At 69.5% G+C, this 20,179-nt stretch carries 19 protein-coding genes; 13 read left to right on the plus strand and 6 right to left on the minus strand.

The features are described 5' to 3' along the window. Window positions 1-180: 180 nt before the first annotated feature. The 4 genes from DFR72_RS10135 (at window position 181) to DFR72_RS10150 (ending at window position 5,302) form a co-directional block, all read left to right on the plus strand. Entirely contained in the window at window positions 181-1,008 is an 828-nt protein-coding gene (locus tag DFR72_RS10135) for a hypothetical protein (RefSeq protein ID WP_143086782.1), read from the plus strand. 205 nt (window positions 1,009-1,213) lie between these two features. Further along, a complete protein-coding gene (locus tag DFR72_RS10140; RefSeq protein WP_090067150.1) occupies window positions 1,214-2,065 on the plus strand; it encodes a hypothetical protein in 852 nt (283 codons plus the stop codon). Window positions 2,066-2,212: 147 nt separating this feature from the next. Then, window positions 2,213-3,544, plus strand: coding sequence for a serine/threonine-protein kinase (locus tag DFR72_RS10145; RefSeq protein ID WP_245982727.1), 1,332 nt, complete (start codon window positions 2,213-2,215; stop codon window positions 3,542-3,544). A 120-nt stretch (window positions 3,545-3,664) separates the two neighbouring features. Then, window positions 3,665-5,302, plus strand: coding sequence for a serine/threonine-protein kinase (locus DFR72_RS10150; protein WP_090067149.1), 1,638 nt, complete (start codon window positions 3,665-3,667; stop codon window positions 5,300-5,302). Window positions 5,303-5,317: 15 nt separating this feature from the next. On the opposite strand, the gene DFR72_RS10155 is transcribed toward DFR72_RS10150, so the two are convergent. Beyond that, window positions 5,318-6,220 (minus strand): LysR family transcriptional regulator, encoded by a 903-nt coding sequence (locus tag DFR72_RS10155; protein WP_090067148.1) that lies wholly within the window; start codon window positions 6,218-6,220, stop codon window positions 5,318-5,320. An 81-nt stretch (window positions 6,221-6,301) separates the two neighbouring features. Between DFR72_RS10155 and DFR72_RS10160 the strand changes: the two genes are divergently transcribed. The 3 genes from DFR72_RS10160 to DFR72_RS46260 all read left to right on the plus strand — a co-directional run bounded on the left by DFR72_RS10160 (window position 6,302) and on the right by DFR72_RS46260 (window position 9,299). Beyond that, complete coding sequence (locus tag DFR72_RS10160) at window positions 6,302-7,228, plus strand: DMT family transporter (RefSeq protein WP_245982729.1); 927 nt, start codon at window positions 6,302-6,304, stop codon at window positions 7,226-7,228. A gap of 120 nt (window positions 7,229-7,348) precedes the next feature. Continuing rightward, window positions 7,349-7,768 carry an SsgA family sporulation/cell division regulator gene (locus DFR72_RS10165; RefSeq protein ID WP_090067147.1) on the plus strand — a complete coding sequence of 140 codons (420 nt, stop codon included), beginning with the start codon at window positions 7,349-7,351 and terminating at the stop codon, window positions 7,766-7,768. A gap of 226 nt (window positions 7,769-7,994) precedes the next feature. Beyond that, window positions 7,995-9,299 (plus strand): serine/threonine-protein kinase, encoded by a 1,305-nt coding sequence (locus DFR72_RS46260; RefSeq protein WP_245982730.1) that lies wholly within the window; start codon window positions 7,995-7,997, stop codon window positions 9,297-9,299. On the opposite strand, the gene DFR72_RS10175 is transcribed toward DFR72_RS46260, so the two are convergent. Genes DFR72_RS10175 through DFR72_RS10185 form a run of 3 tightly spaced genes read right to left on the minus strand, consistent with a single transcriptional unit; the run spans window position 9,292 to window position 11,737 of the window. Further along, window positions 9,292-9,873 (minus strand): hypothetical protein, encoded by a 582-nt coding sequence (locus tag DFR72_RS10175; RefSeq protein ID WP_342768636.1) that lies wholly within the window; start codon window positions 9,871-9,873, stop codon window positions 9,292-9,294. The two genes, DFR72_RS46260 and DFR72_RS10175, sit on opposite strands and share 8 nt — an antisense overlap. A gap of 5 nt (window positions 9,874-9,878) precedes the next feature. Then, window positions 9,879-10,529 carry a response regulator gene (locus DFR72_RS10180; protein ID WP_090067146.1) on the minus strand — a complete coding sequence of 217 codons (651 nt, stop codon included), beginning with the start codon at window positions 10,527-10,529 and terminating at the stop codon, window positions 9,879-9,881. Further along, window positions 10,526-11,737: a PspC domain-containing protein gene (locus DFR72_RS10185; RefSeq protein ID WP_090067145.1), complete on the minus strand. Its 1,212-nt coding sequence runs from the start codon at window positions 11,735-11,737 to the stop codon at window positions 10,526-10,528. The genes DFR72_RS10180 and DFR72_RS10185 overlap by 4 nt, the downstream gene beginning before the upstream one ends. Window positions 11,738-11,827: 90 nt before the next feature. Between DFR72_RS10185 and DFR72_RS10190 the strand changes: the two genes are divergently transcribed. The 4 genes from DFR72_RS10190 (at window position 11,828) to DFR72_RS10200 (ending at window position 15,032) form a co-directional block, all read left to right on the plus strand. After that, window positions 11,828-13,012 (plus strand): PspC domain-containing protein, encoded by a 1,185-nt coding sequence (locus DFR72_RS10190; protein WP_245982732.1) that lies wholly within the window; start codon window positions 11,828-11,830, stop codon window positions 13,010-13,012. Then, window positions 13,005-13,196, plus strand: a complete 192-nt coding sequence (locus DFR72_RS44925; protein WP_143086781.1) for a hypothetical protein — start codon at window positions 13,005-13,007, stop codon at window positions 13,194-13,196. Before DFR72_RS10190 ends, DFR72_RS44925 begins: the two co-directional genes overlap by 8 nt. A gap of 193 nt (window positions 13,197-13,389) precedes the next feature. After that, window positions 13,390-13,887, plus strand: coding sequence for a DUF4365 domain-containing protein (locus DFR72_RS10195; protein ID WP_090067143.1), 498 nt, complete (start codon window positions 13,390-13,392; stop codon window positions 13,885-13,887). After that, the gene (locus DFR72_RS10200; protein WP_090067449.1) at window positions 13,884-15,032 is read left to right on the plus strand and encodes a hypothetical protein; all 1,149 of its coding nucleotides are present in this window, start codon (window positions 13,884-13,886) and stop codon (window positions 15,030-15,032) included. Before DFR72_RS10195 ends, DFR72_RS10200 begins: the two co-directional genes overlap by 4 nt. Window positions 15,033-15,069: 37 nt before the next feature. Here DFR72_RS10200 and guaA read toward each other — a convergent pair whose 3' ends face one another. Next, on the minus strand, window positions 15,070-16,629 hold the full coding sequence (gene guaA / locus DFR72_RS10205; RefSeq protein ID WP_090067142.1) for a glutamine-hydrolyzing GMP synthase: 1,560 nt from the start codon (window positions 16,627-16,629) through the stop codon (window positions 15,070-15,072). A gap of 19 nt (window positions 16,630-16,648) precedes the next feature. Between guaA and DFR72_RS10210 the strand changes: the two genes are divergently transcribed. Beyond that, window positions 16,649-17,383 carry an aminoglycoside phosphotransferase family protein gene (locus tag DFR72_RS10210; RefSeq protein ID WP_170176191.1) on the plus strand — a complete coding sequence of 245 codons (735 nt, stop codon included), beginning with the start codon at window positions 16,649-16,651 and terminating at the stop codon, window positions 17,381-17,383. A 10-nt stretch (window positions 17,384-17,393) separates the two neighbouring features. Next, window positions 17,394-18,839, plus strand: a complete 1,446-nt coding sequence (locus DFR72_RS10215; protein ID WP_090067448.1) for an aldehyde dehydrogenase family protein — start codon at window positions 17,394-17,396, stop codon at window positions 18,837-18,839. Here the strand turns inward: DFR72_RS10215 and DFR72_RS10220 are convergent. Continuing rightward, complete coding sequence (locus tag DFR72_RS10220) at window positions 18,836-20,155, minus strand: FAD-binding oxidoreductase (RefSeq protein ID WP_245982734.1); 1,320 nt, start codon at window positions 20,153-20,155, stop codon at window positions 18,836-18,838. The two genes, DFR72_RS10215 and DFR72_RS10220, sit on opposite strands and share 4 nt — an antisense overlap. Between the last annotated feature and the right edge of the window lie 24 nt (window positions 20,156-20,179).

The following is a 20,179-nucleotide window of genomic DNA, read 5'->3' on the forward strand; positions in this document are numbered from 1 at the left end:
CAAGGTCACGCCTGGAGCTACCGAACGTAGTAAGTAGCACCATCGAGTGAATCGTGATCACCACTGGCCGCCACGGACGAGTGAAGTCCACCAAGAAACTGGCGCCATCACGTGAGGCCACGGTACGTCTTCAGCTGAACACGGACAGTACGGAGGACCAGAGCAGTGCAGCGTCCCGCGGTGACGACAGGACGGCGGCACAACCGCGCCGGCTCGATCAGCGTGGCCGAGCTGATCAAGCAGCAGCCGGCACCGGCACCGATGCGCATCCTGTCGAGCGAGGAAGCAGCCACCGACGCTCTCGTCACCTCCCTGCTCGGTCCCACCGAGAACATGACGGCGACGACGACCGTGATCCCGGTCGTCCCGAACCGCCGCCGGCGCACGAAGTCGAGCCGCGTCGCCAGGGTCGCCGGACTGCTGGCCGGCGCGGTCGTGCTCGTCTCGTCCATCGCGGGCGCGGCGATCCTCGCGGGCAAGCGCCCGGCGAACGTCGGCGTCCCCCTGTCCGAACGGCCCGTCGCGCTGTCGGGGTCGAGCGCGCTGCGTCCCGACGTCCTGTCGGCCCAGCTGCCGCACGAGCGGCCGCCGCTGCAGACCACCTCCACCGCCGTGATGCCCATGCCGCAGCCGTCCGCGTTGCTGCTGCAGACCGCCGCCGGGACCACCGAACCGTCCACGCCCGAGGTCTCGGTGGGCCCGTTGCCGCAGGTCGACGTGGTGAAGAAGTTCTACGAGCTGCTCGCGACCAAGCCAGCCTCGGCGGCCAAGCTGCTCTCGCCGGAGCTGGTCGGCTCGAACCCCGGGGAGTTCGCCCGGTCCTGGGGGAAGATCAAGACGGTGAGCGTCGACCAGACGTCGGTGCGGCCGGACGGATCGGTGCTCGCGGTCGTCTCCATGCAGGAGATGGACGGCGGCTGGCTGCGCATCGAGCAGCTCTTCTGGCTGACCAGCACGACCCAGCCGCGGATCGTCGCCACCGAGGTCCTTTCGGCGCAGCGCAGCTAGCCCGGGCAGTTAGGTCGCACCCAACTGCTTCGCCGTTCGCAGTCGAACGGTGACCGCTCGTCGCGAAACCAGGGTTTCGGCCGTGAAAATTCCCCCATAGGGGTTACATCTCGGGTCACGATTCGGTATCCATGGTCCCGCCAGTGCGCGTACGCGAACTTGGAAGGGTGAACGAGCGGTGTCGATTGAGGACCATCGTCGGCGGTTGAACGGAACGGCCGAGTCGACCGGCCAGCTGTCCGTCGCCGAGCTGATCGCCCGCCGCGAGGCGGAAACCGTGGAGATCCCGGTGATCACCGACGACATCACCCCCGAGGCGTTCGAGCCGACGATCAAGTTCAAGTCGGTCAAGGCACCCGGCAGCAAGAAGAAGCAGCCCATGAAGGAGCTGCACATCACCGAGCTGCTGCGCCGCGAGGGCCGCGCCGACGACACCCAGCGCGGCGGGTTCACCGTCGGCAAGCTGGCCGCCGCCGCCAGCGGTGGCGTCATCATCTGCGGTTCCGTGGCGTTCGCCGCCTCCTCTTGGCTGTCCTCTCCGGACGAGCGCCCGCTCGCCGAGGTGCGGTTCGACGAGCGCGCCCAGGCCCGTGGGGCGAGCGCCGGCACCGAAGGCGTCGTGAAGCTGCCGTCGAACAAGACCCAGCAGGCCGACGCCACCGAGACGCAGCAGGCCGACCCGACGACGTCGGCGGACCCGACCACGCGCGTCGCCCCGTACGTCCAGACCCAGCAGCAGCGTCCGACGCAGCAGGCCCAGACGCCGACCCAGCAGCCGACGCAGCAGCCCACCTCCCAGACCTCGACCACGCCGTCGACGTCCACGGAGACCAGCACGCCGAGCACGCCGCCGTCGAGCGAGACGCCGCCTCCGCCGCCGAGCTCGTCCACGGCCACCCCGCCGAGCGGCAGCACGCCTCCGCCCAGCTCCGAGACCCCTCTGCCGCCGCCGTCCAACCCGGTCGACGTGAGCGTGGACCTCGGCCTCCTCGACCCGGTGCTGAACACCGTGGGCGACACCGTCGGCGGTTTCGACTTCTTCGCCCCTGTGAACTGATGTACGACAGGTAGCTCAGCGGCGGGCCCCGACAGGTACCCTGTGCGGGCAATTCCGGACGACCGCCGACTACCGCACGAGGAGCACGAGCGTGGGATCTGCTGCCGCAGCCGCAGTCACGCCTTCGAGCACCCCTGAGGTGGGCTTGTGACGACGTCCGGCACCTCGGACGGCCGTCTGATCGCCGACCGCTACCGCTTCCTCGACCGCATCGGCTCCGGCGCGATGGGCATCGTCTGGCGCGCCCACGACGAACGCCTCGGCCGTGAGGTCGCGATCAAGCAGCTGCTGCTCGCGCCCGGCCTCGACGAGACCGAGCAGGACGAGGCCATCCAGCGCGCCATGCGCGAGGGCCGCATCGCCGCCAAGCTGCACCACCCGAACGCCATCGCCGTGTACGACGTCGTCGAGGAAGACGGCGTCCCGTGCCTGGTCATGGAGTACCTGCCGTCCTACAGCCTGGCCGACGCGCTCGCCGAGGGCGGGCCGATGGACCCGGTCGAGGTCGCCAGCATCGGCGCCCAGTGCGCGGCGGCGCTGGCCGCGGCCCACGCGGCGGGGATCGTGCACCGCGACGTGAAGCCGGGCAACGTGCTGATCGCCGAGAACGGCGTCGTCAAGATCACCGACTTCGGCATCTCGCGCGCGTCCGACGACATCACGGTCACCAAGACCGGCCTGATCGCCGGCACGCCCGCGTACCTCGCGCCGGAGATCGCGCGGGGCCAGGACCCGACGCCGGCCTCGGACGTCTACTCGCTCGGCTCGACGCTGTTCGCCGCGATGGAGGGCGAGCCGCCCTACGGAGTGAGCGACAACACCCTCGGTGTGCTGCACGCCGTCGCGGCCGGGCGGATCAACCCGCCGACCGTCGACCACCCGCTGTCCGACACGCTGCTGTACCTCCTGAATTTCGAGCCGGACGACCGGCCCACCATGACGCAGGCGCGCGAGGTGCTCAACGCGGTCGCGCACGGCCGTTCGCCGTCGTTCAGCGGCCTGGCGGTGACCGAGGGACCCGACCCGACGACGATCGTGGAGCCCGACCGGACCCGAGTGGTCCGGCCGGTGCCTCGGACCGCACCACCGCGGACCGCTCCGCCGATGGCTCCCGCCAGGAGCCAGGAGAACAACAAGCCCCTGGTGATCGCCGCTGTCGTACTGGCGTTGCTGCTGGTCATCGGCGGTTTGATGGTGGCGCTCGGGGTGTTCAACAAGGAACGGCAGAACCCGTCAGCGCCGCCGTCGAGCTCGTCGCAGACGGTGGAGCCGACGACTTCGTTGCCCGAGGTGACCACAACCACGCCCGAGGCAACGACAACGCAGCAAACGACGTCTAGCACTACGACGACCACAACCACGACCACCACTACGACCACTACGACTACGACGACCACCACGACGACTGCTCCGAAGCCGTCGTCCTCGGTTCCCGTCGTGACAACCACGACGGTGCCGCCACCGCCTCCTGCGGGCTAAGCGTCGTTACACCGTAGAAATCTCGTAAGGTGGGTACGCACACCTGATGGGGTGATCTGAACCCGAAGGTGTGATCAGCCGTTGAACAGAGAGCAAGTGACCGCACAGCGGGGAGCAACTGTGACCGACGATGGCCGATTGGTCGCTGGTCGCTACCGATTGAGCCAGCGGATCGGCAGCGGCGCCATGGGCGTCGTCTGGACGGCACATGACGAACGCCTGCACCGCACAGTCGCGGTCAAGCAACTCCTCCTGCAGCCTGGACTAGCCGAAGCTGACACGGACGAGGCCAAGAGACGTGCCATGCGCGAGGGCCGTATCGCCGCGCGCCTGCAGCACCCCCACGCGGTCGCCGTCTACGACGTGGCCGAGGACGACAGCCAGCCGTGGCTGATCATGGAGTACCTGCCGTCGAAGAGCCTGTCCGCGGTGCTCTCCGAACGCGGCACGCTCCCTCCGCGGGACGTGGCGTCGATCGGCATGCAGGTCGCGTCCGCGCTGGCCGCCGCGCACAACGCGGGCATCGTGCACCGCGACATCAAGCCCGGCAACATCCTGCTCGGCGACGACGGCACCGTGAAGATCACCGACTTCGGCATCTCCCGCGCGACCGGTGACGTCACGGTCACCGCGACGGGCATGCTCGCGGGCACCCCCGCCTACCTCGCACCCGAGGTGGCCAAGGGCTACGACCCGGGCTCGCCGTCCGACGTGTTCTCCCTGGGCTCGACGCTCTACGCCGCGATCGAGGGCGAACCGCCGTTCGGTCTGAGCGAGAACACCATCGCGCTGCTGCACAAGGTCGCGTCCGGCAAGGTCAACCCGCCGCGCAACGCCGGCCCGCTGACCGCGCTGCTGATGCGCCTGCTGCGCGCGGAGCCGGAAGACCGCCCGACCATGGCCGAGGCCCGCGACGCGCTCGCCGCCGTCGCGAACGGCCAGGCCGCTCCCGCCTTCACCCCTGCCGTGGTCGCGCCGACCCACCCGCCGTCGTGGCGCGGTGCGCCGGTGCAGCAGCCGCAGCAGCAGGCCGCCACGCGGGCCCTCACGCCGCCGCACGGGCACCAGCAGGCCCCGCCGCCGCCCAACGCGACGCGGGTGGACATGCACACGCCGCCGCCGCGCACGGCGTCCGCGCAGCAGCCCCCGTCGAACCACCGCCCGGCCGCGGCGCCGCAGTACTCGCAGCGCCCGAGGCCTGCGGCGGCCTCGTCGTCGTTGAAGAGCAAGAAGTCGACGGTCTACACCGCACTCGCCATCGTGGCGGCGGCGGTCATCGGCATCATGTTCGCGAGCATGATCTCCAACGGCGGCGACAAGGGCACCGACAACAACGCGGGCGCGAACACCTCGACGCAGCAGACCCAGGGCAACGACCCGACCAAGCAGTCGACGCCGCCGAAGTCGGCGGGCAAGGCCGGTCAGTGGACCAGCTCGCCCCAGCCCGACGACATGAAGGCGTTCCTCGAGGAGTACTTCGACACCGCGCCGAAGTCCCCGGAAGAGGCCTGGAAGCTCGGCAACGGCAACTTCCAGGGCAGCTTCTCCGGTGGCTACAGCGGTTTCCAGACCTTCTGGTCGGGCATCAAGGACGCCAAGATCGTCAAGGCCACCGAAAAAGAAGGCTTCTACTGGGAAGTCGACGTCGAGTACACGAAGAAGAACGGCGGGACGACCAGCGAACGCCGGGGCATCTCCTTCGAGTGGAAGAGCCCGAACTTCCTCCTGCACAGCGACAAGTCGCTCGGCTCCTACTGATCGCTACAGCCCTGGTCAGGAGGCCCTCGCGGCCTTCTCCAGGGCTTCTGCGAGAGTCAGCACGGCGGGGTTCCACGCGGCGTCTTCGCGGTACACGACGTGAATGTGCCGGACGGGCTCGGGATTGCGCACCTTGCGCACGACGACGCCGGGGTGCGCGTATCCCAGCCCGAGCCGGGGAATGATCGTGACGCCCAGCCCGGCCGCCACGAATCCCTGAGCGGTCGCGTAGTCGTCGCTCTCCACCGCCACCTTCGGTGAGAAACCGGCGCCCGCGCAGGCATTCCGCACGAGGTTCGCGCACAGACCGGTGGCGCCGCAGTCCGCGTCGATCCACGGCTCGTCGGCCAGGTCACCGAGGTCGAGCACGCGTTTGCGGGCCAGGGCGTGGCCCCGCGGGAGCACGGCGTACAACGGGTCGGCGAGCAGGTGCCGCGCGACCATGCCCTCCGGGGCGGGCGCGTCGGGTTCGAGGACGGTGATCGCCACGTCCGCGCGGCCCGCCGCCAGTTCGACGAACGGGTCGGCCGGCTCGGTGAGCTTCAGGTCGAGCTCCACCCCCGAGCGCTCAGCCCGGAACGCCGCCACCGCGGGTGGTACGAGCGCCGCTCCGGCCGTGGCGAAGTAGCGGACGCGCAGGACGCCGGCGCAGCCGTTGCGCAACGCCGTGAGGGCGCTCTCGGCCTCGGCCAGCTGTTCGGCGAGGCGGCCGGCGTGCTCGGTGAGCAGGCGGCCCGCCGCGGTCGGCCGGATGCCCCTGCCGACGCGTTCCAGCAACGGCATGCCCGCCTGCTTCTCCAGGCCCGCGACCTGCTGTGAGATGGCGGACGGGGTGTAGCCGAGGTTCGTCGCCGCCGCGGTGATGGAACCCGTGCTCACGACGGCCCTGAGCACCTGCATTCGTCGCACGTCCAGCATGGCTCGACCTTACAGCGGTGCTTAAAGGTTGCCCACAACTATTAAATTGTTTTCACGTGTTCGCAGGCGCATGGTTGATGCGTGAACCAACGCGGAACGTTGATCAGGATGGGCGTGCTCGCCCTGCTGTGGGGATCCAGCTTCCTGTGGATGAAGCTCGCGCTCGGCAGTCTCGCGCCCCTGCAGATCTCGCTCGTGCGGACGTTCTTCGGGGCGGTCGTGCTGTTCGTCGTGCTGGCGCTGGCGAAGATGAGCCTGCCGCGGGACCGGAAGATCTGGGGTCACATGCTCTTCGTGGCCCTCTTCGGCAGCGCCGTCCCGTTCACGCTCTTCGCGTTCGGCGGCCAGACCGTCGACTCGGGTGTCTCCGGAGTGCTCAACTCCACGACGCCACTGTTCGCGCTGGCCATCGGCCTCGTGCTCGGCTCGGAGAAGATCAGCAACTTCGTCCGCTTGCTCGGCCTCGCGCTCGGTTTCGCGGGCGTGCTGGTGATCTTCGCGCCGTGGCAGTCGGCCAACAGCATCGCGAGCTGGGGTGCGGTGCTGTGCCTGATCGGCGCCGCGAGCTACGCCATCGGCTACTCCTACGCCGGCCGCTACCTGGTCAACACGGGAGCGACCTCGACGCAGCTCGCCGCCATGCAGCTGACGACCGCGATGGGGATGCTGCTGCTGGCGACGCCGTTCGGCGGCCTGGAGCCGCTGCACCTGCACTGGGTCGGCATCGTCGCCGTCATGATCCTCGGCGTCTTCGGTACCGGCGTCGCGTTCATCCTCAACTACCGCGTCATCGCCGACGAGGGAGCCACGACGGCGACTACTGTCGGTTACCTTCTGCCGGTGGTGTCCGTACTCCTTGGAGCGATCTTCCTCGGGGAGCAACTCAACGCGAGGATCGTCATCGGCATGCTGGTGGTGCTGGTGGGCATCGCGCTGACCCGGAGGAGGCCCGTCTCGGCAGGTCAGACCGTCTCACCAAACGAGACGTGCGACCTGGTCAAACGCTGAGAGGTGAGACGCACGTCTCCCCCGTTAGGATGGTTCCGAGACGAATCGCGTCCTTATCAGGCTGCTCAGCCGTCTCCTCTTGTGAGCGGACACGGAAACCAGCCCGGAAAGGACATCGACATGAACAACGACAACCTGAAGGTCACCACCCGGACGACTTTTCAGCTACTGGCACCCGGCGCGCCCCCCGCGCCGGTCGAGGCCGAGCTCGTCTACGACCCGGAAGACCCCTACGCCGTCGCCATCGTCTTCTTCACGGGCTCCGGCCGCGTCGAGTGGATGTTCGCCCGCGACCTGCTGGCCGACGGCCTGCTGACGCCGTCCGGTGAGGGCGACATCCTGGTCCGTCCCGCCTCCGACGACCCTGAGCGCGTCCTGGTCGAGCTGAACGCGCCGACCGGGTTCGCCATCCTCAGTGCCGTCGCCGAGGACGTGGCGGAGTTCCTGGACAGCTCCTACGACGTCGTCCAGCCGGGCGAGGAGGACCTGTGGATCGACTTCGACCGCGAGCTGCAGAAGCTCGTGTCGACGATCGACTAGTCCGGCTGGTGATGGTCCGGGGTGGTCGTACGGGCGCGGGGCGAGGTGCCGGCACGCGGGGCAGCGTGGCCGACCAGCTCGTCACCGGAGACCGACCGGGACCAGCGGGTATGCCGAGGAGTTCCACACGCGAGTCCCCACCGGTGGACCGACTCGGCGCGATCTGCACCACCCGGCTGCAGGGGAACGCCGGATGCACGTCTGCGCGATTGATTAGTCTCAGGGTGTGACAACCATCGGGGGCCGCTACACGCTGCTCGAGCGCATCGGCAGCGGTGCGATGGGGGTGGTCTGGCGGGCACGGGACGAGGTGCTGGCCCGCGAGGTGGCGGTCAAGGAGCTCATCACCGGTGACCACCAGCGGGCGATGCGGGAGGCGCGCAACGCCGCCCGGCTGCACCACCAGCACGCGATCGCGGTGTTCGACGTCGTGGGCAGCGACGACGAAGAGCCGTGGATCGTCATGGAGTACCTGCCGTCGCTCAGCCTCTCGGCGCTGATCGCCGAGCGCGGGCCGCTCGAGCCGGCCCAGGCCGCGAGCATCGGCGCCAAGGTCGCCTCGGCACTGGCCGCCGCGCACGCCGCCGGACTCGTCCACCGCGACGTCAAGCCGGGCAACGTCCTGATCGGCCACGACGACACGGTCAAGCTCACCGACTTCGGCATCTCCAAGGCGACCGGCGACGGCACGATGACCGACACCGGCATGATCTCGGGCACCCCCGCCTTCCTCGCACCCGAGGTGGCACGCGGCGAGCAGCCCGATGAGGCGTCCGACGTGTTCTCACTCGGCGCCATGATCTACACGGCCATCGAGGGCGAGTCGGTCTTCGGGCCGAGCGACAACAGCTTCGGCCTCATCTACCGCGCCGCCAGCGGGCAGCTCCGCGATCCCAAGAACGCCGGTGAGCTCACCCCGTCGCTCATGCGGCTGCTCTCCCAGGACCCGAAGGACCGGCCCACGGCGCAGGAGGCCGCGGACCTGCTGGCCGACGAGCCGCAGCCTTCGCAGCCGCTGGAGATCCCGAAGCAGCCGCAGAAGAGCGGACGCCGGGCGCCGAACAGGCGGATCCTGGTGATCCTGGCCGTCATCGCGGTGCTGGCGATCGGTGGTGGCGCGGCCGCCGCGTACTGGAACGGCACCCAGGGCGGGGGCACCACCCCCGTCCACCAGTCGGACTTCCAGCCGCAACAGCAGCAACAACCCCGCTACTTCACCGCGAGCGAGGCGGCCGGGTTCGTGCTGGACCACTACGGCCAGCTCCCCGCGCACGCCGACGTGGCGTGGCGCAACCTCTACGAGCGGGCGACCGAGCCGCAGGAGAAGTACGTGGCGCGGTGGAAGGGCTACTCCTCGGTCAGGTGCTCCCTGTCCAGCGTGCCCGTCCGGTCACACGGCCCCAACTGGGTCGTGACCTTCGACCTGGCACTGCAAACGGACCAGGGCGAGCAGAAGAACGGCGTCTACGAGGCCGAGGTCGCCGCCGTCGACAACGAGATGCGGATCACCAGCACCACGCAGATCAGCTGAGCAGCCAGAAGCTCCCGCCGCCGACGACCACGCCCATCACGGACCCGGCCGTCACCTGCGCCGTCGTGTGGTCGCCGAGCTCGACGCGGGACCACGCCACGAATGCCGCGGGCAGCGCCAGAAGCAGCCACCACGGGCCGTGGACGACCGCCAGCGTCACCACGGCGGCCCAGGCCACGGCGGCGTGCAGCGAGATCTTCCACTTCGCCCCGAACGTGATCGCCATGCTGACGACCAGCGAGGCGAACATGCTGCCCGCCAGCGCGAGCATGCTCCGGGGCGCGTCGCCCAGGAACATGATCACCGTGCCGGCCGCCAGCGACGCTCCCGCCGTGACCAGTGGCACGACCCTGCCCTCGCGGTTCGTGACGTGGTGGCCGTCCCACTTGCCCCTGCGCGCGCCACGCACGATGACGGCCATCGGGATGACGGACGCCGTCAAAGCGACCACGAACCCCCACAGGAGCGTCTTCCCCAGGCTTTCCGTGGCCGCCGCGACGCCGAACGGCAGCAGGACCACCCAGACCCACGGCGCCAGCACCTCGGTAGCACCGCGGGCGACCTTCTTGATCAAGTCCGTCAGACCAGTCGGCGATCGGTGGCCCAGCGGGAGAGCTCGTACCGGTTGGACAGCTGCGTCTTCCGCAGGACGCTCGACACGTGCGTCTCCACCGTCTTGACGCTGATGAACAGCTCCGACGCGATCTCCTTGTAGGCGTAACCACGCGCGAGGAGGCGCAGGACGTCACGTTCGCGCGGCGTCAGCAGGTCGAGCTCGGGGTCGCTGATCGGCGCGGCGCCCGGCCGGTCGGCGAACGCGTCCAGCACGAACCCGGCCAGGCGCGGCGAGAACACCGCGTCGCCCTCGGAGACCCGCACGACGGCCCTGACCAGCTCCTGGCTGGAGATCGTCTTCGTCACGTACCCGCGCGCACCGGCGCGGATGACGTTGATGACGTCCTCGGCCGCGTCGGAGACCGACAGGGCGAGGAACGTGACCTCGGGGATCTTGGTCCTGATCTGCCGCAGCACCTCGGCGCCGCCGCCGTCGGGCATGTGCACGTCCAGCAGCACGACGTCCGGCTTGTGGTGAGCGATGCCCGCCACCGCCTCGCCGACGCTGCCCGCCTCGCCGACCACGTCCACCTCGTCGGTGATCGTGTCGAGCTCGGCCTTGACCCCCGCGCGGAACAACGCGTGGTCGTCCACCAGGAACACCCTGACGCTCATGTCCTGGCCTCCAGCTTCCTCGGCATCTCGAGCTGCACCTCGGTCCCCTCTCCCGGAGCCGTGCGCAGTCGCACCTCCCCGCCGTGCCTGGTCATTCTCCCCCGGATGCTGCCCGCGAGGCCATGGCGGTCCTCCGGAACCGCGTCGGGGTCGAATCCCTTGCCGCGGTCGCGCACGAACACCGTGACCTTCTCCGGCTCGACCTCGGCGTAGACGCTGACCTCGGCCACCCCCGCGTGCTTGGCCGCGTTGACCATCGCCTCCTTCGACGCCTGGACGAGAGCGAACATCCCGTCCTCCAGCTCGCAGTCGCCGACCACGACCTGGGAGACGGCGATGGCGAAGTCGTCCTCCACCTCCGCGCACGCCTGGGCGATCGCGACACTGATGGAGTGGGGAAGTTCGCCCAGCTCACGGCCGTAGAGCCAGCTGCGCAGCTCGCGTTCCTGGCTGCGGGCCAGGCGCTTGACCTCACGCGGCGACTCGGACTGCTTCTGGATCAGGGCCAGCGTCTGCAGCACCGAGTCGTGCAGGTGGGCGGCGATCTCGGCGCGTTCCTCGGTGCGGATGCGCGCACGGCGTTCCGAGTCGAGGTCGCGCACCAGCCGCATCCACAGCGGCACGGTCAGCACCGCGACACCGATCAGCGTCGCCAGCACGGAGAGCACGACAGTGGAGAGGTTCTGGACGGAGTCGTTCACCACGAGGAACGCGGCGACCCCCGCCACGACCAGCGCACCACCCGCGACCGTCCGCACGATGCCCGTCTTCCCCTGCGAGAAGGCCCCGTCCCTCCAGCGGCGTCGCTGGGCCTCGTCCGCCTCACGCCACACGACCGCGGCACCGATCAGCGCCACGGCGATCGGCCCGGTGATCCACCCGCTCCACGCTCCCCCGAGCAGGCCGGTGAACACCGCGACGCCGATGCCGAGGGCGGCGAGGCCCACGGCCTGCTGCCACTCCTTGCGGTCCTTGTCGGTCTCCGGTTCCGCGACCGCCGACTGCGGGACGAACATCCAGAGCAACGCGTAGGCGATGATCCCGGCCCCGCTGAACGCGCCGAGCACGGCGAAGATCGCGCGCACCCAGAAGACGGGTGCGCCGAGATGGTCGGCCAGTCCGCTCGCGACGCCCGCGACCACCCGGCCGGTGCGTCGACGGCGCATCGGCTCAATGCGTGCACTCACGAACTGATCGTCACACGTCATGGCCGGTTGTTCATCAGGGATGACCCCGGTTCCGCGAATCAGGGCTGGTCCCTGATGTGGTTCCAGGCGTGACAGCGCACTGTTGTCGTCGTGAGCGGGACTGAGAAGGCAATGCAGGGCGTGGCGGACACGCTCAGAGAGTTCTGGGCCCACCGTCCGGTGCGGCCCCGTGCAGGTCGCAAAGCCGGTGGTGTGGCCACCGGTATCGCCCTGCGCTACCAGATCGACCCGGTGATCGTCCGGATCGCGTTCGTCGCGCTCGCCCTGGCGGGCGGCGTCGGCCTGCCGGTGTACCTCGCCGGCTGGTTGCTGCTGCCCGAGGAGGGGGACGCGGTCTCGCCCCTGGAGGCGCTGGTCAACAAGGGCTCCAGCTCGATGTCGCACGGCCAGACGGTCCTGCTGGGCATCCTGATGTTCCCCGTGCTGGCGTTCACCTTCGGGAGCAACAGCGGGTTCGAGGTCTTCGTGACGCTGGCCGCGACGATCGCGTGCGTCTACCTGCTGCAGAAGAACCGCGGGCACCTGCAGCCGGCCGCCACGCTGACCGAACCCTCACCGGTGCCACCGGCACCGGGAGCACCGGCCTGGGACCCGCTCGGCGCCGCGCCGTTCGCCTGGGACCTGCCCGAACCCACCCCCGTCCCGACGCCCCAGCCGCCGGTGCACCGGCCGAGCAAGCCGCGCATCGGGCTGATGACGCTGGGCGTGGCGACGCTGGTGGTCGCCGGATCCGCGATCGCGGGTGCATGGGTGCCGTGGTTCACCGTGGCGCACACCATCGGCCTCCTGATCGCGGTGCTGGCGGCGGGCCTGCTGATCGGTTCGTTCACCGGCGGCGGCCGCGGCCTGGTCTGGCTGCTCGTCCCGCTGTCCGTGGTCGGCTTCGGCCTGACCGCCGTCGACTTCGACGGCAGCCCCAGCAAGCTGAGCAGCTTCAACGAGACGCCCAAGACCGTCGGCGACGTCCGCGACCGGTACGAGACCAGCGTCGGCAGCGTCATGCTCGACCTGCGGCAACTCCCGGACGCCGGCGAGGTGCGGACCGCGATCGAGGTGGAGCTCGGCGAGGTGGAGGTGCACGTGCCGAAGAACGCGGACGTGACGTACCGGTGCGAGGCCTCGTCCCTCGGCGACCTCGACTGCCTCGGCAAGCGGGCGGAGGGCAGCAGCGTGGACGTCAGCGGCAAGGACCTCGGCGAGAACGGCGAGGGCGGCCTGAAGATCGAGCTCGACGTGCAGGCGAGCGTCGGAGAGGTGAAGGTGCTCCGTGGCTGAGCAGGGAATGCGCAGGCGGATCGACCCCGTGACGCTGGTCTTCGGGATCGGCGGCGGGCTGGTGGCGGCCTACGTGCTGAGCAACGGGTCGTTCTGGTTCGACTTCCGGTGGGCGCTCGGGGGGACGGCCATCGTGGTCGGCCTGGTGCTGCTGACGAACTCGCTGCGGCGCAAGAACCACTGACGCACGAGACTTACGAGAAAGGCCCCGGTCTCCCGGGGCCTTTCTTCACTTTCGGGTGACCGTCCCACAGATCCCCCTTTTGCCCTTCTCGACGGCACCTAATGTGCTGGCGGTCCGCCGCTGGGAGGAGGGAGCCCATGACAGACGGAGGCGATGGTCCGGATCCAGTACCACCGCTCGACGGAGTCTGCCGATGACCGCCCGCCAGGAGCAGTTCAGCCTGGCGTTCGTGAGGATGATCGCCGCTGCGGCCGGCTGCTCGATCAAGTGGCACGAGACGGACTACGACGGTGTGGACATCACCATCGCGTCATCGGCCGAGTACGTGAAGTACTACTGCCCGGAGTTCGAACTCCAGCTCAAGTGCACCACCCAGCAGGACCGGCTCCGAGACGCGCACTTCTCGTGGAGGATGGAGCGCGACCCGTTCCTGAAACTCACCCATGGCAAGCGGTACAACGAGGCCTTCCTAGGCGTGCTTGTGATCCCTCGCGACGAAGAGCCGTTGGTGAGTCTGAGCGAGCAACGCCTTCTCACCGCCAGCCGGATGTACTGGCAGCACGCCAGGCTTCTGGGTGACATCAGCGACGAAGCCACCAGCAAGACAGTGCATCTGCCTAGAACTAACCTCTTCGACGTAGAGAGCTTGCAGAGCATCATGCAGAGGGTCGGCGAAGGAGGTGAGTGGTGAGCAGCCCATCACTGGACGACTACCGCGAGCTCGCCGACAGCCTCAACCCGCTGGCCGTCCAGCGGTACCTCGCCGCCAACGACTGGCAGCTCGAAACGCAGGTTCCCGAAGTGCGGCAGATCTGGCGCCTGAACGACGAGGCTCGGATCATGCTTCCGCTGGCCACCGACTTCGTCGACTTCGCCCAGCGCTTCCGCGACACCCTGCGCACCCTGGCCACCGTCTACGACTGGGATCCCGCGCACCTGGCCGAAAAGATCACGGCCACCCGCGCCGACCTGTTCTTCGTCCGCTTCGACCAGATGATGGTCGACGGGACTTTGCCGTTCAAGCAGGCCGAAAAGTCCCTGGACGCCCTGTTCAAGATGATGAAAGCGGCTGCGAACTCGGCTGACGATCCGTCGCACCCCCATCGCGGGCGCCGTTCCAGCACGGTGACCGATTTCCTCGACGAGGACGTTCGGCTCGGCCACACGAAGCGCGGCAGTTTCGTGTTCACCATCGTGACGCGGCTCGGCGATCCACTTCCCGAGTCCGATACCTCGGCCGTCCACGTGACCCCGTTCCCGAGACGCGTGATGGAAACGCTTGCCACTGGCCTGTTCGCAGCCAAGGACCTGGCGCTGAACTGGGATCCCAGTGCTGTCGAACGTGCCGCTGAACGTGGCCTCAGCGCCAACCTCGTGGAGTCGCTCCAAGATCTGACGGAATCGGACTCGTTGCGCGAACTGGACCTGTCCTTCGACTGGGCTGCCAGCGAGCCTCGGCCAGAGGTTCCCGCCTCCCGGATCGTGGTCGACCGTGACGCGATGAGTGGGCTACCACGTGTTCGCGAACGCCTCGTCCGGCGCGAAGAGCCGCCGCGCACGGAGACCGTCGTCGGTCAGGTCCGATCGCTCACCCGCGAGGATTCGAGCGGAGACGATCAAGAAGAGACGACGATCGTGCTGAGTGCCGAGGTCCGAGGACGAACGAGGAAGATCCACGTCCCCTTGAGCGGCGAGGACTACGACTGGGCGATCTTCGCGCACCGGAGCAGGCTGCCGTTCACGGTCACGGGCAACCTGGCCTTCGAACGAGGAGCGTGGCGCCTGACCGGGCCTGTAGCCGTCGACTCCAGTTTTCTCCAGCACCAGCGGCGCTGACGAGAAAGGCCCCGGTCTCCCGGGGCCTTTCTTCACGTCACTCCCACTCGATGGTGCCCGGCGGCTTGGACGTCACGTCCAGCACCACGCGGTTGACCTCCGCCACCTCGTTGGTGATCCGGGTCGAGATCCGCTCCAGCACCTCGTACGGCAGGCGCGTCCAGTCCGCGGTCATCGCGTCCTCGGACGACACCGGGCGCAGCACGATCGGGTGGCCGTAGGTGCGGCCGTCGCCCTGGACGCCGACGCTGCGGACGTCCGCGAGCAGCACGACCGGGCACTGCCAGATCTGCCGGTCGAGACCGGCCAGGGTGAGTTCCTCGCGTGCGATGGCGTCGGCCTGGCGCAGCGTGTCGAGGCGGTCCTGGGTGACCTCACCGATGATGCGGATGCCGAGGCCGGGGCCGGGGAACGGCTGGCGCTGCACGATCGTCTCGGGCAGGCCGAGCTCGGTGCCGACGCGGCGGACCTCGTCCTTGAACAGCGCGCGCAGCGGCTCGACCAGCTCGAACTGCAGGTCGTCCGGCAGGCCGCCCACGTTGTGGTGCGACTTGATGTTCGCGGTGCCCGCGCCGCCGCCGGACTCGACGACGTCCGGGTAGAGCGTGCCCTGGACCAGGAACTTGTAGTCGCCCTCGGCCTTGAGGTCGCGCTCGGCCTGCTCGAACACGCGGATGAACTCGCGGCCAATGATCTTGCGCTTCTCCTCCGGGTCCGTGACGCCGGCGAGGGCGTTGAGGAACCGCTCGCGCGCGTCGACCGTCACCAGGCGGATGCCCGTGGCGGCCACGTAGTCGCGCTCGACCTGGGCGCGCTCACCGGAGCGCAGCAGGCCGTGGTCGACGAAGACGCACGTGAGGCGGTCGCCGATGGCGCGCTGGACCAGGGCGGCCGCGACGGCGGAGTCGACGCCGCCGGACAGGCCGCAGATCGCCTTGCCGTCACCGATCTGCTCGCGGATCCGCGTGACCTGCTCGTCCACGATGGACGAGGTGGTCCACTGCGGACGGATGCCCGCGATCTCGTGCAGGAACCGGCGCAGCACCTCCTGGCCGTGCGGCGAGTGGTGCACCTCGGGGTGGTACTGCACACCGGCGAAGCGGCGCTCGGTGTCCTCGAACGCGGCGACGGGCGCGCCCTCGCTGGTCGCGGTGACGGTGAAGCCCTCGGGCGCCTTGGTGACGGCGTCGCCGTGGCTCATCCACACCGGGTGGCTCGCGGGGAGCTCCTGGTGCAGCGACCCGCCCTCGGCCGGCACGCTCAGGTCGGTGCGGCCGTACTCGCGGGTGCCGGTCTGTTCAACTGCGCCGCCAAGTGCGCGCGCCATCGCCTGGAAGCCGTAGCAGATGCCGAAGACCGGGACCCCGGTCTCGAACAGCTTCGGGTCGACCTGCGGCGCGTTCTCCGCGTAGACGCTCGACGGGCCACCGGACAGAACGATGGCCAGCGGGTTCTTGTCGAGGATCTCGCTGACGGTCGCGGTGTGCGGAACGACCTCGGAGTAGACCTGGGCCTCGCGGACGCGGCGGGCGATCAGCTGCGCGTACTGGGCGCCGAAGTCGACGACGAGAACAGGGCGGTTGCTGGTGTCGGACACGCCGCCAAGGATCTCATGCGTGGACGGTGAACTGCTGACCGGTGGCGGGCTGAACCAGGTGTTCAGGGTGGGTGACGCGGTGCGACGGCCGGCCGGGCCGTGGGCTCCTCGGGTGCACGAGTTGCTGCGACGCTTGGCGCCTCTGGGGATCGCGCCGGTTCCGCTCGGGCTCGACGCCGGGCACGAGCTGCTCAGCTACCTGCCCGGTGACGTTGGCCACGTGCCCCCTTCGGGCGACACGACGTTGATCGAGTCGGCCCGGTTGCTACGACGGCTGCACGACGAGACGTCTCGTCTCGTTGGAGCTTCCCGAGACGAGACGTCTCGTCTCGCCGAATCGGAACGAGACGAGACGTCTCGTCTCGGGATCGGCCTGGACGGGTGGCAGTTCGCGGCCAGGGAGCCGGTGGAAGTGGTGCTGCACGGAGATTTCGCGCCGTACAACATCGTGTTCGCGAACGGGCACCCCACGGGCGTGTTCGACTGGGACGGCGCGCACCCAGGTCCGCGCTGGTGGGACGTCAGTTGGGCGATCATCCAGTTCGTGCTGGCGCTACCGGACGACCGCGAACGGCGCACCCGGCTGTTCTGCGAGACGTACGGAATCGAGTACGTGGCCGAGCACGTGCTGATCCGGCTGGACGACATGATCCAGACGATTCGGAAGCATCCGGCATTCGTGCTCCAGCGGGCCGAACGGCATGACGACCACTACTTGAAGCTCAGCGAGTACGTGCAGGCCAATAGGGCTTAACGTGGTTCTCATGGACGCGTTCACGCCGCAACCCAGGCCGTGCTGGGTCGCCGGCCGCCCCGAGCAGGGCGAGCAGGCGCTAGAGGTCTTCCACCCGTTCGACGGCACCGCGGTCGCCTCGGTGGCCGTGCCGGGCAGAGATCAGGTGGAACGCGCGGTCGCGGCGGCGGTGGCCGTCGCGAAGGAGTTCCGGCGAACACCCGCGCACGTGCGCGCCGAGGCGCTGCTGCAGGTGTCGCGGACGCTGGCCGAACGCGCTGAGGAGATCGCCGAGACGATCACCGCCGAGAACGGCAAACCGCTGAAGTGGGCCGAGGTCGAGGTGCAGCGCGCGGTCAACACGTTCCGCTTCGCCGCGGAGGAGGCGCGCCGGTTCACCGGTGGGTTGCAGCGGCTCGACACCGATGCCGGTGGCGTGGGACGGATGGCGATCGTCCGGCACGTGCCGCGCGGGCCCGTGCTGGCCGTGGCGCCGTTCAACTTCCCGCTGAACCTGGTGGCGCACAAGGTCGCGCCGGCGCTCGCGGTGGGTGCGCCGGTGATCGTGAAGCCCGCCTCGGCGACGCCGCTGAGCTCGTTGCTGCTGGGCGAGGTCCTGGCCGAGACCGATCTGCCCGAGGGCGCGTTCTCGATCCTTCCGGTGCGCGGCAAGGACATGGACGCCCTGGTGAAGGACGAGCGGCTGCCGGTCATCTCGTTCACCGGGTCGACGAAGGTCGGCTGGTCGTTGATGGAAGCCGCGCCGCGCAAGCACGTCGTGATGGAGCTGGGTTCCAACGCGGCCGCCATCATCTGTCCTGACTGGACTGACCTGGACCACGCGGCGCAGCGCATCGCGACGTTCGGCAACTACCAGGCCGGGCAGTCGTGCATCGCCGTGCAGCGGGTGATCGTGGACCGGTCGAAGGCCGGGGAGTTCGTGCCCAAGCTCGTGGAAGCCGTTGCCTCGCTGAAGACCGGCGACCCGCACGACCCCGAGGTCGAGGTCGGGCCGTTGATCGACGAGGACAACGCCCGGCGCGTCGAGGAATGGGTCAACATGGCCACCGACGTCGGCGCGAAGGTGCTGCTGGGCGGCAAGCGGACCGGGGCGACGGTCGAGCCGACGGTGCTCGCGGACGTGCCGAAGACCGCCAAGGTGTGGACCGAGGAGATCTTCGGGCCGGTGCTCGTGGTGTCCGTCGCGGACGGCGTCGAGGACGCGTTCGCGCAGGCCAACGACAGCAAGTACGGACTGCAGGCCGGGGTGTTCACCCGTGACGTGCAGGTGGCGTTCGAGGCCGCGGCCGAGCTCGAGGTCGGTGGCGTGATCATCGGTGACGTGCCGTCCTACCGCGCCGACCAGATGCCGTACGGCGGCGTGAAGGGGTCGGGCACCGGGCGCGAGGGCGTCCGGTCGGCGATGGAGGACTTCACCGAGGAACGGGTGACCGTGCTGACCGGGATCCAGATCTAGAGCCCCTGCGGGAACGCCAGCACGCGGTCCGGGTCGTGACGTCGCGCGACCTTCCTGAGTCGCGCGAGGTTGCGGCCGTAGTAGGCGGTCGGCCAGTCAGGCATCTCCGGGTCGATGTAGTTCACGTACCCGGTGTTGCCCACGCCGAGCCCGTCCCGCACGCCCGCGAGCACCCGGCGGGCCTCCGCCTCCGTGCGGTCCTCGGCGCCGAAGAAGATCTGGGCACTGGCACGGGCGTCGCGGTGCGGGAACGCCGTGGCGTCCGGCGCGACCCTGGCGAGCGCGCCGCCGAACGAGTCGATGAGGATCGCGCCGTCGCGTTGCCCGTCCATCAAGCCCGCGACCCGCTCGCCCGGCACGTGGTGGCGGAGCATGCGCGACGACGCCGTGAACCGGAAGCCCGGTCCCGGATTGCCCGCGTAGTAGCGCATCGTCTCCAGGTAGCCCATCTCCTGGACCTCGCGCGTCCCGGCGGGCATCTTGTCCAGCAACGGCACCAGGTTCTTCTTCGGTCCCACGTAGACGCCGCCGACGTTCGGGAACGACACCGGGCCCGCCTCGATCTTGCAGCTCGACCACAGCTCGTCGGGCGCCTGGGCCATCCACTCCTGCCAGGCGTCGAACACGTCCGCGGACGCCCCGACCGGATAGGCGAGGTTGAACACGGTCAGGTCGGGCGCGGGATCGGTGCGGAAGGTGAACTCCGTGACGATGCCGAAGTTGCCGCCACCACCGCCGCGCAGCGCCCAGTACAGGTCGGGTTCCTCGTGCGCGGAGGCGGTGCGCAGGCACCCGTCCGGCGTGACGATCCTGGCGCTGACCAGGTGGTCGCTGGTGAGGCCGTACTTGCGGCCGAGCACGCTGATGCCGCCGCCGAGCGCGAGCCCGCCGATGCCGACCGAGCGGCAGGTGCCTGCGGGCAGGGCCTGGCCGGCGGCGCCGATCGCCTCGTACACGGGCAGCAGCTGCGCGCCCGCGCCGACTCGTGCGCGGTTGCCGGCGACGGTCACCGCGGACATCGCGGCGAGGTCGACGACCAGGCCGTTCTCGGGCAGCGAGTAGGCGGCGTAGCTGTGCTTGCCGCTGCGTGCGGCGACCGGGATGCGTTCGTGCGACGCGAACTCCAGGCACGCCTGCACGTCCTCAGGCCGGACGCACCTCGCGATCGCGGCCGGCCTGCGGTGCGCGTAGATCGTGTTCCACGGCACGCGGAGCGCGTCGTAACCCGGATCCCGCGGCAGCACGAGCCGCTCGCCCAGCCTCCTGCGCAGCCTCGCCCAGTCGGTGCCGGCCGCTGCGGCGGTCGCGGTGCCCATCCCCAAGCTCGCGACGCCGAGTGC

The sequence above is a fragment of the Lentzea flaviverrucosa genome, assembly GCF_003350445.1.
Taxonomy (GTDB): domain Bacteria; phylum Actinomycetota; class Actinomycetes; order Mycobacteriales; family Pseudonocardiaceae; genus Lentzea; species Lentzea californiensis.

Coding starts and splice junctions, on each gene's coding strand:
- DFR72_RS10155 (WP_090067148.1), bottom strand. CDS start 6,220: ATGCTGGACGTGCGACGAATGCAGGTGCTCAGGGCCGTCGTGAGCACG.
- DFR72_RS10165 (WP_090067147.1), top strand. CDS start 7,349: ATGAACAACGACAACCTGAAGGTCACCACCCGGACGACTTTTCAGCTA.
- DFR72_RS10180 (WP_090067146.1), bottom strand. CDS start 10,529: ATGAGCGTCAGGGTGTTCCTGGTGGACGACCACGCGTTGTTCCGCGCG.
- DFR72_RS10185 (WP_090067145.1), bottom strand. CDS start 11,737: ATGACGTGTGACGATCAGTTCGTGAGTGCACGCATTGAGCCGATGCGC.
- DFR72_RS10195 (WP_090067143.1), top strand. CDS start 13,390: ATGACCGCCCGCCAGGAGCAGTTCAGCCTGGCGTTCGTGAGGATGATC.
- DFR72_RS10215 (WP_090067448.1), top strand. CDS start 17,394: ATGGACGCGTTCACGCCGCAACCCAGGCCGTGCTGGGTCGCCGGCCGC.
- DFR72_RS10220 (WP_245982734.1), bottom strand. CDS start 20,155: ATGGGCACCGCGACCGCCGCAGCGGCCGGCACCGACTGGGCGAGGCTG.